This window comes from Desulforhabdus sp. TSK (genome assembly GCF_022836495.1).
In the GTDB taxonomy this organism is placed as follows: Bacteria; Desulfobacterota; Syntrophobacteria; order Syntrophobacterales; family Syntrophobacteraceae; genus Desulforhabdus.
Genome location: NZ_BQXM01000038.1, coordinates 1 through 11775 on the forward strand (window position 1 = coordinate 1; position 11775 = coordinate 11775).

Annotated in this window: 11 protein-coding genes, 1 tRNA gene and 1 pseudogene; 5 read left to right on the forward strand and 8 right to left on the reverse strand. The window is 56.2% G+C overall.

Annotation, left to right across the window (positions count from 1 at the left end; genetic code table 11):
• From MWC30_RS18030 to MWC30_RS18045, 4 genes are all read left to right on the forward strand, one after another.
• Positions 1-1570, forward strand: a 1570-nt coding sequence (locus MWC30_RS18030; protein WP_244085598.1) for an FAD-dependent oxidoreductase, incomplete at its 5' end; no start/stop codon positions are given.
• A gap of 18 nt (positions 1571-1588) precedes the next feature.
• On the forward strand, positions 1589-2164 hold the full coding sequence (locus MWC30_RS18035; protein WP_244085599.1) for a YgiT-type zinc finger protein: 576 nt from the start codon (positions 1589-1591) through the stop codon (positions 2162-2164).
• Positions 2165-2217: 53 nt separating this feature from the next.
• The gene (locus tag MWC30_RS18040) at positions 2218-3135 is read left to right on the forward strand and encodes a DUF4037 domain-containing protein (protein WP_244085600.1); all 918 of its coding nucleotides are present in this window, start codon (positions 2218-2220) and stop codon (positions 3133-3135) included.
• Positions 3136-3146: 11 nt separating this feature from the next.
• Positions 3147-4067: an NAD-dependent epimerase/dehydratase family protein gene (locus MWC30_RS18045; protein ID WP_244085601.1), complete on the forward strand. Its 921-nt coding sequence runs from the start codon at positions 3147-3149 to the stop codon at positions 4065-4067.
• Between the two features lie 25 nt (positions 4068-4092).
• Here MWC30_RS18045 and MWC30_RS18050 read toward each other — a convergent pair.
• The 3 genes and pseudogenes from MWC30_RS18050 to MWC30_RS18060 form a co-directional block, all read right to left on the reverse strand.
• Positions 4093-4293: pseudogene (locus MWC30_RS18050) on the reverse strand (IS481 family transposase); the annotation flags it as partial.
• 104 nt (positions 4294-4397) lie between these two features.
• A tRNA-Thr gene (locus tag MWC30_RS18055) sits at positions 4398-4472 on the reverse strand.
• 179 nt (positions 4473-4651) lie between these two features.
• Positions 4652-5101 (reverse strand): hypothetical protein, encoded by a 450-nt coding sequence (locus MWC30_RS18060; protein WP_244085602.1) that lies wholly within the window; start codon positions 5099-5101, stop codon positions 4652-4654.
• An 879-nt stretch (positions 5102-5980) separates the two neighbouring features.
• On the opposite strand from MWC30_RS18060, the gene MWC30_RS18065 reads away from it, so the two are divergent.
• Positions 5981-6481, forward strand: a complete 501-nt coding sequence (locus MWC30_RS18065) for a hypothetical protein (protein WP_244085603.1) — start codon at positions 5981-5983, stop codon at positions 6479-6481.
• Positions 6482-6615: 134 nt separating this feature from the next.
• Here the strand turns inward: MWC30_RS18065 and ybgF are convergent, their stop codons facing one another.
• The 5 genes from ybgF to tolR form a co-directional block, all read right to left on the reverse strand.
• Positions 6616-7635, reverse strand: coding sequence for a tol-pal system protein YbgF (gene ybgF, locus MWC30_RS18070; RefSeq protein ID WP_244085604.1), 1020 nt, complete (start codon positions 7633-7635; stop codon positions 6616-6618).
• Between the two features lie 298 nt (positions 7636-7933).
• Positions 7934-8527 (reverse strand): peptidoglycan-associated lipoprotein Pal, encoded by a 594-nt coding sequence (gene pal, locus MWC30_RS18075; protein ID WP_244085605.1) that lies wholly within the window; start codon positions 8525-8527, stop codon positions 7934-7936.
• 97 nt (positions 8528-8624) lie between these two features.
• On the reverse strand, positions 8625-9956 hold the full coding sequence (gene tolB / locus MWC30_RS18080) for a Tol-Pal system beta propeller repeat protein TolB (protein ID WP_244085606.1): 1332 nt from the start codon (positions 9954-9956) through the stop codon (positions 8625-8627).
• Positions 9957-9989: 33 nt separating this feature from the next.
• The gene (locus tag MWC30_RS22600) at positions 9990-11210 is read right to left on the reverse strand and encodes an energy transducer TonB (protein ID WP_263009268.1); all 1221 of its coding nucleotides are present in this window, start codon (positions 11208-11210) and stop codon (positions 9990-9992) included.
• Between the two features lie 61 nt (positions 11211-11271).
• Positions 11272-11670 carry a protein TolR gene (tolR, locus tag MWC30_RS18090; RefSeq protein WP_244085607.1) on the reverse strand — a complete coding sequence of 133 codons (399 nt, stop codon included), beginning with the start codon at positions 11668-11670 and terminating at the stop codon, positions 11272-11274.
• Positions 11671-11775: the final 105 nt, after the last annotated feature.

The window sequence follows — 11775 nt, forward strand, 5'->3', positions numbered from 1 at the left end:
CCCCACCCCCGGCCATGTGGTGCCAAGGCCCCTTACTGTTCCGGAAATCCAGTCCATTATCACCCGTTTCGAGGAAGGCGCTGCGAGGGCGGTCAAAGCCGGTTTCGACATGATAGGCCTCCACTGCGCCCACATGTATCTTTGCGGCCAGTTTCTCTCGCCCTGGGCCAACAAACGCACCGATGAATACGGCGGAAGCCTTGAAAACAGGATGCGGTTTGTTCTGGAAATCGTACGACGCATCAAGGACAGGGTCGGCACCAAGGTCCCGATCGTTTGCAGGATGAACGGGCGGGAGCCGGAAGAAGGCAACACGCAGGAAGAGCTTATGCAGTTTGCGAACGCATTGCAGCAAGCGGGGGTCGATGCCCTGCACGTATCGGTGGGGTTTGCAAGCGTGTTGTGGGACAAAGACTTTATTCCCGCCGAGGCCTTCACGGGAATGCCGGAAGGTTGCATCGTGGATCTGGCAGCGACGATAAAGAAGGCGGTAACCATCCCTGTCATCACAGTAAACAAGATCAGGCACGTCGAGTTTGCCGAAAATGTGCTTCAGGAAGGCAAAGCGGACATGATCGCCCTTGGGCGAACGCTTCTCGCAGACCCCGACTGGCCGCTCAAGGCCCGGCGGAACTGCCCCGAGGATATCCGTCCCTGCATCTCGTGTTGCCGAGGGTGTGTCGGCAATATCGAAAGAGGCCGTCCGATAGAGTGTCTTGTCAATCCACAACTTGGGCGGGACGAGGAGTTTTCCGTACCGCCCGCTCATCCCGCATGCCAAAAGAAGGTTCTCGTTATAGGCGCCGGCCCGGCCGGGCTCGAAGCAGCCCGCAGCGCCGCAGCGAGTGGGCACTCCGTGAGCGTTTGGGAATGGGACGAGACCGTCGGCGGCAAGCTCCGGCTGGCCGCAAAGCCTCCCGGGAAAGCCGAGCTCAGCGAACTGACGGAGTATCTGGAACGGGCGGCCAGAAAGGAAGGCGTTGAAATCGTCCTTGGCAGGAAAGCCGATTTGGATGCGATCAAGCAGTTCAATCCCGATGTGGTGATCCTGGCGACAGGAAGCCGTCCGGCCCTGCCTTCTCAACTAACATGCAGCGAGGATGCCCGATTCATCCAGGCGGCGGAAGTGGTTGGCGGCTGCAATTCCATCGGTCAAACGGTGGCCATTGTCGGCGGCGGAATGGTCGGACTTGAAACCGCAAAAATCCTTGCTGAAAGCGGGCATTCCGTGACGGTCCTCGAGATGCTCGAAGAGATCGGGGCGGATATACCGGCCATAACACGCGTCCCCCTGTTGCTCGGTCTGAGAGAGAAAGGGGTGCGGCTATTGGGCGGCACTACGGTAAAGGAACTCTGCCGGCAACAGGTCAGGTGGACGGGAGCTGAGGGCTCTAGCGGATTTTTGACTGTGGACACTATTGTTTTGGCCACGGGGGAGCGACCGGATGAGACGTTCAAAAGAGAACTCGACAGAGTTTTTTCCCGTGTATATTCCGTGGGCGACTGCAAGAAACCGGGCGACCTGCTTTCCGCCTTTTCGGATGCCTATTCGGTGGGACTCTGCATTTGACCGGGGAGGCGGTTGTCTATGAAAGCCGATCCTGACTATCAATGGGTTGAGGACAAGATTCGGCTCAACGAGGTTTCTTTCTCGGAACACATTGTGCGGGAGTTGCTCGGGCGCAGGGTGAGCCTGCCCGGAATCATTTCCGTGCTGACATCGGGGGCGGTAATCGAAGTTCACACCAATCCGCGCAGAAAGCCCTTCCACGTTGCCGTGGGCCATGAGTGCGGGAAACCGCTGCACGTTGTATTCTCGGGCTCCGGGGAATCCCGCCTTGCCGTTTTGATCGCCTACGAACCCACTTTGCCCCAGTGGATGGATCCGCGGACACGGTCGAAAGAAAGGGATGGTCAAATGCAACGTAACGAGGGCAGGTGTTTTTTTTGTGGAGGGGTAGTAGAGCCGATTGTTGTGGGAAATTTCGATTACCGGCTCGACGGCCAGCTGCACGTGCTTAAAGACGTCCCGGCAGGCTTGTGCCTGCAATGCGGTGAAAAGTATATAAGCGTCGAGACGGCCCGCAAGATCGACGAACTGATCGCGACGCAGCAGCCGGATGAACAGGAGACGGTTTCGGTACTGAGATTTCCTTTGAGTTGACTGAAGCCGGTCCGCCGGAACACTCTCATGTCATGCTCGCGAAAAGGGGGTGCATGAAGGGGCTCGATCTTTGTGAAGGATACTACCGCGCTTGCGGCGAGACAATGATAAGAGCCGCCTTTCCGGAACTCGACAATAGAATTGCCGTTGGGTTGGTTGGTGAGGGCTCCGATTGTTTCGGTTTCGACGACGAAGTCTCCCGCGATCATGACTGGGGCCCCGGCTTCTGCCTGTGGCTGGAGTCGGATGACTATCGCACCTTCGGCCCCGCGCTCCAGTCCGAATATGAAAAGTTGCCGGAATCTTTCGAAGGCTATCGGAGAATACCCTCACGTTGGGGAAAGTCCAGGGTGGGAGTGTTTGAAATAGGTGATTTTTATCGACGCTTTATAGGGACCACCGCTGCTCCCGACGATCCGGTCAAGTGGTTTTATCTGCCCGAACCGAATCTCGCCGCCTGTACAAACGGCAAGGTATTTGACGATCCGTTGGGAAGGTTTTCAGCCGTCAGGGAGGAGATATTGTCGTTTTTCCCCGAGGACGTGCGGCTCGCGAAAATCGCGTCCCGTTGCGTCGCCGCCGCTCAGGCCGGTCAGTACAACTACCCGAGAACGGCCCATCGTAATGAGCCTTTCGCGACCCAATATGCTGTCATAAAATTCGCCTCCGAGATCATCTCGCTGGTATTCCTTCTCAATCGCCGCTTTTGTCCATTCTATAAGTGGAGCCACCGAGCTGTGCGCTCGCTCCCGATCCTCGGCGATTCCGTATTCTGTCGAATTACCGAACTTATCACAGAAACCGATGTGAGCAGGAAAACAGGGCTCATCGAACAGATAAGCTCCGATATAATCGCAGAAATCCGACAGCAGCAGCTTAGTTCCGACGGCAGTGACTTTCTTCTCGACCATGTGGGAGAGATTAAAAAGAAAATCTTCGACCCCGCAATAAAGCGGCTGGTAGGGCTATAGGATTCGCATCGATGGAAAATCTACTAATTGTCGGCGGCAGCTATTTCGCAGGGCGGGTTTTCATTGAGAAGCTGCTCGAACGCAGAGAGTTCAATATCTATGTCTATAACCGCGGCAACCTGGCGCTCAATAAGAAAGATGTCACAGAAATAGCAGGAGACCGGGAACGCCCTGAACAAATCCGCACGCGCATACCCGACCTGGACTGGACAGCGGTGATCGATTTTTGCGCCTATACTCCGGAGCATATCCGCTCCATGGTAGACAACCTTCCAGGGACGCTGAATCACTATATCTTCATCAGTACGACAACGGTTTGCACGGAGACTAACAACCTGCCGATACTGGAATCGGCCGACAAGGTCTTGGCGCCCAAACCGGAATTGGGGCCTTATGCCGACTACGGCTTCAACAAGTACCGGGCCGAGTGCGAGCTGGCGGAGCTAAGCCGCTCTAACGGCTTCCATTATACCGTTTTAAGGCCTGCCGTCATCTACGGCCGCTACAATTACGCGCCTCGGGAGTCCTATTTTTTCGACCTCATCGAAGCCAACCGCATCATCACCATCCCGGACTCGGGCCTACCGCTTTATAGCTTTCTTTGGGTAGACGACCTTGCCTCCCTTATTTTGCAGAGCATCAATAATGAACGACTAATTGGGGAGGCGTTCAACGTCTGCGGACCAGAACTGATCTCCTACGAAAGGCTGCTCGAAGCCTTGAAAATTATCTGCGGCCGCCTGCCCGCAGTGCAACGGCTCTCGGCTGGCGAGATCGACCGACGCAGGCTTCCGTTACCGTTCCCCCTGGACCGTCATTTGATCTACTCCTGCGACAAAATCCGAAAGGCAACCGGCTTCGATTTTACTCCGTTTGTCGACGGTCTCCGGGCCACCTGGCACCATTACCGCCTTCGCGCAAGATCGCGATAAAGCGGCAATCCGGATGCATCAAGACTCTAAATCCCGGCAGGAACTGTCTTTGTACGGTCTGGAAGAAGCGTTCAATTTTGCCGCGGCCCTGGGGTTTGTAAGGTTTGGAGTGGATCAAGGCGATACCCAGAGAAGTAGTGATCTCCTGGAGATGCGTGGAACGGAAGGCCGGACCGTTATCCACGTAGGGCTTTCTGGGCAGTCCTCGTTTGAGCAGAGCTTGAGTCATTAGCGGTGTGTCAAAAGACACGTTGAGGGCTTCTGGTTTCCCATAGGTTACCCCAAACCCAAAAAAGGGTTAGACGAAATCGTCTAACCCTCTGAATTTCCTGGAGCCGGCGAAGGGATTTGAACCCATGGCCTGCTGATTACGAATCAGCTGCTCTACCACTGAGCTACGCCGGCCTGAATGATGGATGGGTAATAGCATGGAGGGTGAACGGTGTCAAGCTTTGGGGCGGTATGGCGCGCAATTTCAGCTGACACACCGGGGAAAGCCATCGGCCTCAAGTGCACCGATTGCTTTCCATGCCGGCTTCGACTGCCTTAGCCTGTGGAAATATCCAGCAAAATGAACCAGCGCATCAGCCCAGAGTCTCGTGCGGCTCCTCGAAATGCGCAATCAATTGCCGAAAGGCGCATTCCCCAAGAAAGCTTCGCAGCTTTTCCGCCTGTCCGCATCGACCTGTATATTCATGCCAGAATGCTTCCAGCTCCATCAAATTGCCGTCAGAGCCTCCAAAAAGAACATTCCATTCATCCCGGAAGGCGTCCAATCCTTCCAGCATCCTGCAGCCGGTGGCATCCAGCGCCAGCATGAACATGACATCGGACAGGGAGACGGGGGCTTCGTCCATATGGAGTGAAAGGTAGACCTGGATCTCTTTCCCGGGCTTCGCCAGGTGGAACTGGTAGTGCACAGCATCAGCCGCCGGGTTGAGCTCCTTCACAATCGGATTGTACCGAATCCGCTTCGCCACCATCGTGATTTCTTGCCTCGAAATGAAACGGTCCAGAGTGGCCTTCTTTTCCATAGTCCCCTCCTTCTGAATCTTCAGCAACGTGGAATGCTTTCATTTGTACCGGCTTACAGCACAGCACAACGCCCTCATTCCAGAATGGGCGATCCGGCAGAATTGACTGCATAACGACAGACTGAGATTGCTTACCAGAGGTTTTCGAAATCGTTTGATCAAACGTCCTGCGCGGATACATACAGGACGGGAAAAAGATGAGAGTCACAACATAAGTCGACCAAGAAACTGTATCCTGAAGCCATAACAAAGCCTTTTTATAGCTAACATGATTATGGAAGAGAGTAAAGCCTCTATTTATACTTTCTTTAAATGGATTCCATATGTGCAAAGTCATGCATTTCATGGAAGAATCCAGTCATGATAACTATGATTTTCCTTCCATATATATCGAATATAGCAACCATTCCGCATCTATTTTCCCAGAGGCCTATGGAAGGTTGATTTGAGATCCGATCGTCATTCCGGCGAAAGCAGAAATCCGCTCAGATTCAAAGTATTTGGACCCAGGGCTTTCACTGGGGTGACGTAGAGTCAACGGCATTGCCAACATTCGGAATGACTCCAGGCATATCTGTCACGTGAAGGATTTGTGTGACAGAGCAGTCTCTTTATGGTAACCCATCAAACACGCTCAGGGGGTTGATTCCGGAAGGGTTCCACAGGCCCAATGACGATCCGCCCCCATTTTTGCGCTTATTGCCTCCTCGGGGGCAAACCTCAGGGAATATTTTTAGACTGCAAGCGGGTAGTTTTGGTCTCATGCGGAGTCGCGGAGAAGGCGGAGATCCTCCTGGTTTTCTCCGCGTTCTCCGCGTGAAATGAAAAGCCCAGTTCTGAACCGGAGCATACCATGAACTGGACGATGGGAGTGCAATCATGGAAGTCGAAAGCAACCTGATCCCTATTCTGCGGGATGGAATCGACGTCATCAAGATGCTGTTTTTTCAAAAACTCAAGACAAACCTTGCCGGCCGGTATGCCGAAGCGGAGCCTGCGCACATCAACCGGCTGGCTGGAGCCATCATCAACGAGCTCTTCGGAACGGTACATCAGGCGGGTCCCCACGCCGAGTTTGCCGAGAAAAATCGCTCAAGCATTCAACAGGAAATGGGCGGGATTCCCGTGCACTTCCCGGAAATGCTCATTCCCCTGACGGATGCTCTCCGAGTGCAGTTCCTCTGCGACTGCCGGGAAAACGTGGACAGCACCTCCGTGCTTTCCCGTGCCAAAGAATGGGGAATCCTTTTGACGGAGCGGGAGGTGCCCCTTCCGGCCCAGTTCATGAGCCTTGTGCGAAAACTGGGAAGCTCCATGGGGGTATTGCAGGAAATGCAGGGATATCAGCGTGACGGAAATGTTCCGCCGAGGCTTTGTTGATTTGGACTCCCGGCGGAGGGCGGGTCTGACGAGCGGTTATTTCGGAAGCACCGAAAGGCCGACGCCATTCCACCCCCGTGCACTCCGGCCTGAGATCAAAAATGCCTGAAACACCCCCCCCCAGGCACTCGAATCTATTTCAATTTCTTTTCGGCGATCTGTGCCTGAGGCGTGCCGGGATATTTTTCAGTAATCCGTTCGTAGAGAATGCGGGCCGCGGTGGCATCTCCCAGCTTTTCGAAGGCAGCCCCCTGTTTGAGGAGCGCATTGGGGACCCGGTTGCCGCCGGGATAGCGGTCGACTACCTGCTGAAAAACTTCGATGGCGTCCTGGTATTTCTGCTCCGCCAGGTAGCATTCCCCGGCCGAAAAGAGCGCATTGTCGGCCAATTCGGACTTGGGGTACTTAGCTGAAAAGCTCTGATATTCTTTTCGAGCTGCCGCGTACTGCTTCTGTTGGAAAAGCTGCGTTGCTTTGTCGTATGCCGCTTTTTCCGGGTCGGGCTGCTGCGACGGTGCCACCGGCTGGGGCTGCTGCTGCGGCGGCTGGGGAGGCGCTTCCTTCGTGGGGGCTTTGGCCACGGCCGCTGCCGGCTTCGGCGGACTGGCCGCCGGCGTCGGAGATGCAGTCTGCGCGGGTGCCGGCGGCGCAGCGGGTGCGGCCGGCGGCGTCTGCGTCGCAGGCTGAGCCGCAGTTGCGGCGGGTTTTGGTGCTGCTGCCTGCGCCGCAGGAGAAACGGGTTGAACCGGCGACGCCGGAGTCGTCACGTTGGGCACACCTGGGATGGTGACGACAGGTTGAGGGGCCTGGGGTGCTGCCGTCGTTTGTGATGCGGCCTGCTCCGCCAGGGATTGGGAGAGCCGATCGATCTTTTGAACCTTGTGATCCAGTTCCTCTATCTGTCCTGTCAGGGCGCCAATCCTCACCTGGAGCTCCTGCATGCGCGCATAGAGATCGGCATTGGAAGATGAGCTCTGCCCTTCGCTCGGAACGACTTCGGTCTTCCGCTCCAGCTTATTCACCCGTTCATTCAGCATCCCCATGTTCTGTTCCAGCATGGAAGTCTGCTGAGGCGTGACACATCCTCCCACAAGGCCGGCAGAAGCAAAGAGGACCCAGAAGCCCACAGCCCTCCATCCATTTGATACCATCATTTCCATCCCTCGCTTTATCTGTATCTGCATCTTTCCACCACGTGCAATAGAGCCCATGCACGCTCATTGTTAGAGCATTTTATAAATAGAAATCAAGAGAATGTTTGATGATTTGGATCGTCCGGCGCAGGGCGGGCGCATGGTAATCCAGATATGTTGAACCACGTTGGACGAGACGGGAATCGCTGCCATGACAGGTCGTGCCATGATGGGGTGGAGTCCCCCTGGAATCCTTTCGGCTGCGGAGAGCAATCGAGGCTTCCACAGCCGAAAGGGACATTCTACCTGCAACGGAGGATCAGTAAGTCACTACGAAATGGGCACGCCGGTTCTTGGCGAAAGACGATTCATCATTCCCACCCGCCAGCGGGCGTTCTTCCCCATAGCTGACAATGTTCAGGTTTGCCGAGCTCAAGCCAGAATTGGCCAGATATTGGAGAGCGCTGTTGGCCCGGCGTTCGCCCAGAGCGAGGTTGTATTCGTTGGTGCCACGGTTGTCGCAATGGCCTTCCACCGTCACCCGAACCTTTGGATAACGCTTGAGAAAAGCGACTTTTGTGTCCAGGATTTTTTTGGCCGGCTCACTCAGGACGTAGGAATCATAATCAAAGTAGACATCCTGGTTTTCAAACCCTTCGACTTTGGCAAGAAACTCCTGCTTTTCCGCTTCAGAATTAATGCCCATCTCCCGCCACTTGGCGTCATCCAGGCCGCCCCCACCACTTCCACTGCCATATCCGCCTTCACCCGTCCCGCCCGAGCCATAACCGTCGGCTCCCGGGCCCCCGGCGCCGAAGCCGGGTTGGACGGGGACGTTCTTCTTGGAGCACGCCGCTGCTGACGCCATGAACAACAGAACCAAAAGAATACGACCCAGTTTACCCATTTCCATTTTCATCCCTCTTCTCCAACGATTGACTCTGAGAAACTGCCACATGCCTTCAGCAATACAAATGCACCGCGTTGATGCGGGCGGGATGGTCGCTGCATCATCCTCCGCCCATGCGGGGAGACCAATCCGGCAGTTCCTGCCCCCCCCCCTTTGTCACGCGCCTGATCCCGGTTCCATTGGTCTGAAGCACCCAGATGGCCGATCCGCCCTGCCGTGTGGAGCTGAAGGCGATCATGCGTCCGTCGGGAGACCATGTGGCGGATTCATTGTCGCCCTCGCCATGTGTCAACTGGCGCGCCCCTCCCCCATCGGGACGGATGATGAAAATATTGTGCCGGCCTCCAACCATGCCGTTGTAGGCGATCCAGTCCCCCTGGGGAGACCACGCAGGGGATGTGTTGTACGTCCCGCTGAAAGTGAGGCGCCGCTTTTGACCGCTGCCCACGTCCAGAATGTAGATCTGCGGCGTGCCCGTCTCGTTGGAGACGTAGGCCAGCCGTTTTCCATCGGGGGACCAGGCGGGCGACACATTGATGGCCCAGCTTTGCACCAGCTTGCGCACGATATCCCCGGACGAAGAGATCAAATAGATGTCGGGGTTTCCACCCTCCGAAAGGGTCACCGCCAGCTGCCGGCTCTGAGGGCGCCATGCCGGGGCGATATTCAACCCCTTGTGCCCAGAAATGAGATACTGCGAACCGGTGGCGACATTCATCCCGTATATCTTGGCATTGCCGTCCTTGTAGCTGACATAGGCCAAATCCTGTCCATCCCCGCTCCAGGCCGGCGAAAGATTGATGCTTTGATTATTGGTGACCTGTATGGATTCGCCGCCGTCAAAATCGACGATGAAGATCTCTTTGGACTTTCCCATATCCTGAACATAGGCAATGCGCGTGTCGAAAACTCCGTGCTCTCCCGTCAGGAGAAAAAGGATTTCATCGGCAAAACGGTGCACCATGGGACGCCAGTTGCGCGCATCCCCCTCATAGACTTTGCCCAGGATCATCTTGGATCCCGGAACATCGAACAACCTGGCCTCCAGTCGGATGGAGGAGCCCTGTATCTGGTAACTGGCCCGCACCAGAAAGTCCGCTCCCACCCGACGCCACTCGGGAAATTTGATGTCCGCCGCAGTCAGTCCCGAAGCCTGAGGGTCCTCGAAAAAACCCCTGGGGTCAAGGGGGCGAAATACCCCGGAATTGTCCAGGTCCTGGGACAGGGTTTCGCCCATTTGCCGAGCCAGTTGCGGCTGCCCCGACAAAAATTTGAAATCGGGGATGGCAATGGGGATGCGTTCAAAGCTGGGCTGCGTGATATCGATGGTGACACGCTCCTGTGCCCGGGCGGTTCCCGCCCAGACCATCAGAACGCAACATAACAGAAGCCAAGGCATCCATTGGAATGAAAGGGATTTCCTGAACGTCATATTGGCCGGCTGTCCTTTCCATGCAAAGAGGGGTTAGGATAAAAGCTCAGGAGTGAACCGCAGGGCGATTTCTTCCTGAGGCGCCGTATACACGTCGGGGAAGGGCGGCAGAGGGTCGGCCTTACGCACGGCGCGCTTCGCCGAATCGTCATAGAGTGCATTGCCCGATCCCTTCTCGACCCTCAAGTCCAGGACCTTCCCGTCTCTTCTCACCACCACGATGAGAACCGTCTCCAGATGCTGGGATTTGAGGAATTCCGGGAGGGCCCAGTTCTGGCGCACGGCGCTCCAGATCTTCGTATAATAAGCCCTTCGAGCCATATTGACCTGGGCTCCGTCGGGACTTCCGCCAGGGGCTCCCTGGCCGCTGCCGGGGGTCGTCCCCTTGCCCGTGCTGCCTGCGGCGCCGGAGCCTTTTCCTCCCACTTTCCCTGCATCCGTCCCCGCTCCGCCCGGTCTACCCGTCTCCGAGCCACCCGAAGGAGAGCCCGGGGGCCCTTGAGCCGTCGTCGCCGTCGCTTCCCTGGAAGATCCACCGCCGTCCACCCTGGACCCTCCGCCGCCCGCATCCTTTGCTTCTTTGCTCTCTTTACCTCCTTTGACATCTTTATCTTTGGAGGTGTCTTTGGCGTCTTTTGAAGCTTCCTTAGAGTCCTTGGGCTCCTTCGACTCCTTGACCGCAGTTTCGGTGGTGCTCGCCCGGGCAATCTTCGTTGGAGCCGCATCCTTGACCGGTGGAGGCTCCGTGGGAGTACTCTTGGCAGTCTGTGTAATGGGCGTCGGTTTAGGCTCCGCCTTGGGCTTGGGAATGAGGCTGTCCAGCTTCTTTTCCACGGCCGGCCGGTTCTGAGTCGGCTCCGGCACCTTTGGGGCTTCAGCGATCTCCAGCTTCTTGACGGGGGGAGAAGAAGCCCTGGGGGCCGGCTCGTCCATCTGAAGGCGCTTCACGGGCACAAAGGGCTTCGCTTTTGCCCCACTCGATGCAGAGGAGGACTTGGGGGCATCGGGAACCTTCGGGCCTTCGGCGCTCTTCCCACTCTGTCCCTTGGGGGCGGGTGCGGGCTCACCTCCAATGTCCTCGAGGGAGACGAGATTTACTGTGGAATAAGGAAGCTGTACCGTCGGCTTCGGTTTACCCCAGGGCGAAATGATCGCCGTGGCAAACACGAGAATATGGACAAGCACTGACGCGCTCAATCCCTTAAAGATCTCTTCCCTCGACAGTTTGCGTTCAGAGAACGACAGGGATTCCATACGATTGTCCTTTATGCATATTGCCTGGAACCGATCGAAATACTGCCATACCGCCGACGGCTCATTTTTTCTTCGCGGGTGCGCTGAGCGGCTCCGTCACCATTCCAATCTGATCGATTCCGGCCTGTCGGATCGTTCCCATGACTTCCACGACAAAACCATAGGGCAGCTTTTCGTCGGCTCGGAGAAAAACTCCCTTGTGCTGCTGCTGGTTTTGGTACATGGCGCTCAATTTGGGGCCCAGCACGTTCAGATCCACCTGGTTTTCGTTGATGAATATTTTCTGATCCTTATTGATGGTCACCATGAGACGCTCTTCTTCCGAAGGGATGGCCGGTGCCGCCGATTCGGGCAGCTTCACGTCGATCCCCTGTGTCATCATGGGTGCAGTGACCATGAAGATGATCAAAAGAACCAGCATGACATCCACGAAGGGGGTGACATTGATTTCAGAGACCATCTGTCCCCTCCCTCCATTTCCATTGAGCTGCATACCCATTTGGCTACTCCCGCACTGCCGGAGCGACGCTGAAATCCAGCGGCCGCTCGCGTGCTTTTCGTGTCA

What these genes read in the sequence shown, in the direction of transcription:
- pal (WP_244085605.1), bottom strand. Translation starts at nt 8,527, where the DNA reads ATGGAAATGGGTAAACTGGGTCGTATTCTTTTGGTTCTGTTGTTCATG.
- MWC30_RS18035 (WP_244085599.1), top strand. Translation starts at nt 1,589, where the DNA reads ATGAAAGCCGATCCTGACTATCAATGGGTTGAGGACAAGATTCGGCTC.
- MWC30_RS18060 (WP_244085602.1), bottom strand. Translation starts at nt 5,101, where the DNA reads ATGGAAAAGAAGGCCACTCTGGACCGTTTCATTTCGAGGCAAGAAATC.
- MWC30_RS18045 (WP_244085601.1), top strand. Translation starts at nt 3,147, where the DNA reads ATGGAAAATCTACTAATTGTCGGCGGCAGCTATTTCGCAGGGCGGGTT.
- ybgF (WP_244085604.1), bottom strand. Translation starts at nt 7,635, where the DNA reads ATGATGGTATCAAATGGATGGAGGGCTGTGGGCTTCTGGGTCCTCTTT.
- MWC30_RS18040 (WP_244085600.1), top strand. Translation starts at nt 2,218, where the DNA reads ATGAAGGGGCTCGATCTTTGTGAAGGATACTACCGCGCTTGCGGCGAG.
- MWC30_RS18065 (WP_244085603.1), top strand. Translation starts at nt 5,981, where the DNA reads ATGGAAGTCGAAAGCAACCTGATCCCTATTCTGCGGGATGGAATCGAC.
- tolR (WP_244085607.1), bottom strand. Translation starts at nt 11,670, where the DNA reads ATGGTCTCTGAAATCAATGTCACCCCCTTCGTGGATGTCATGCTGGTT.
- MWC30_RS22600 (WP_263009268.1), bottom strand. Translation starts at nt 11,210, where the DNA reads ATGGAATCCCTGTCGTTCTCTGAACGCAAACTGTCGAGGGAAGAGATC.
- tolB (WP_244085606.1), bottom strand. Translation starts at nt 9,956, where the DNA reads ATGACGTTCAGGAAATCCCTTTCATTCCAATGGATGCCTTGGCTTCTG.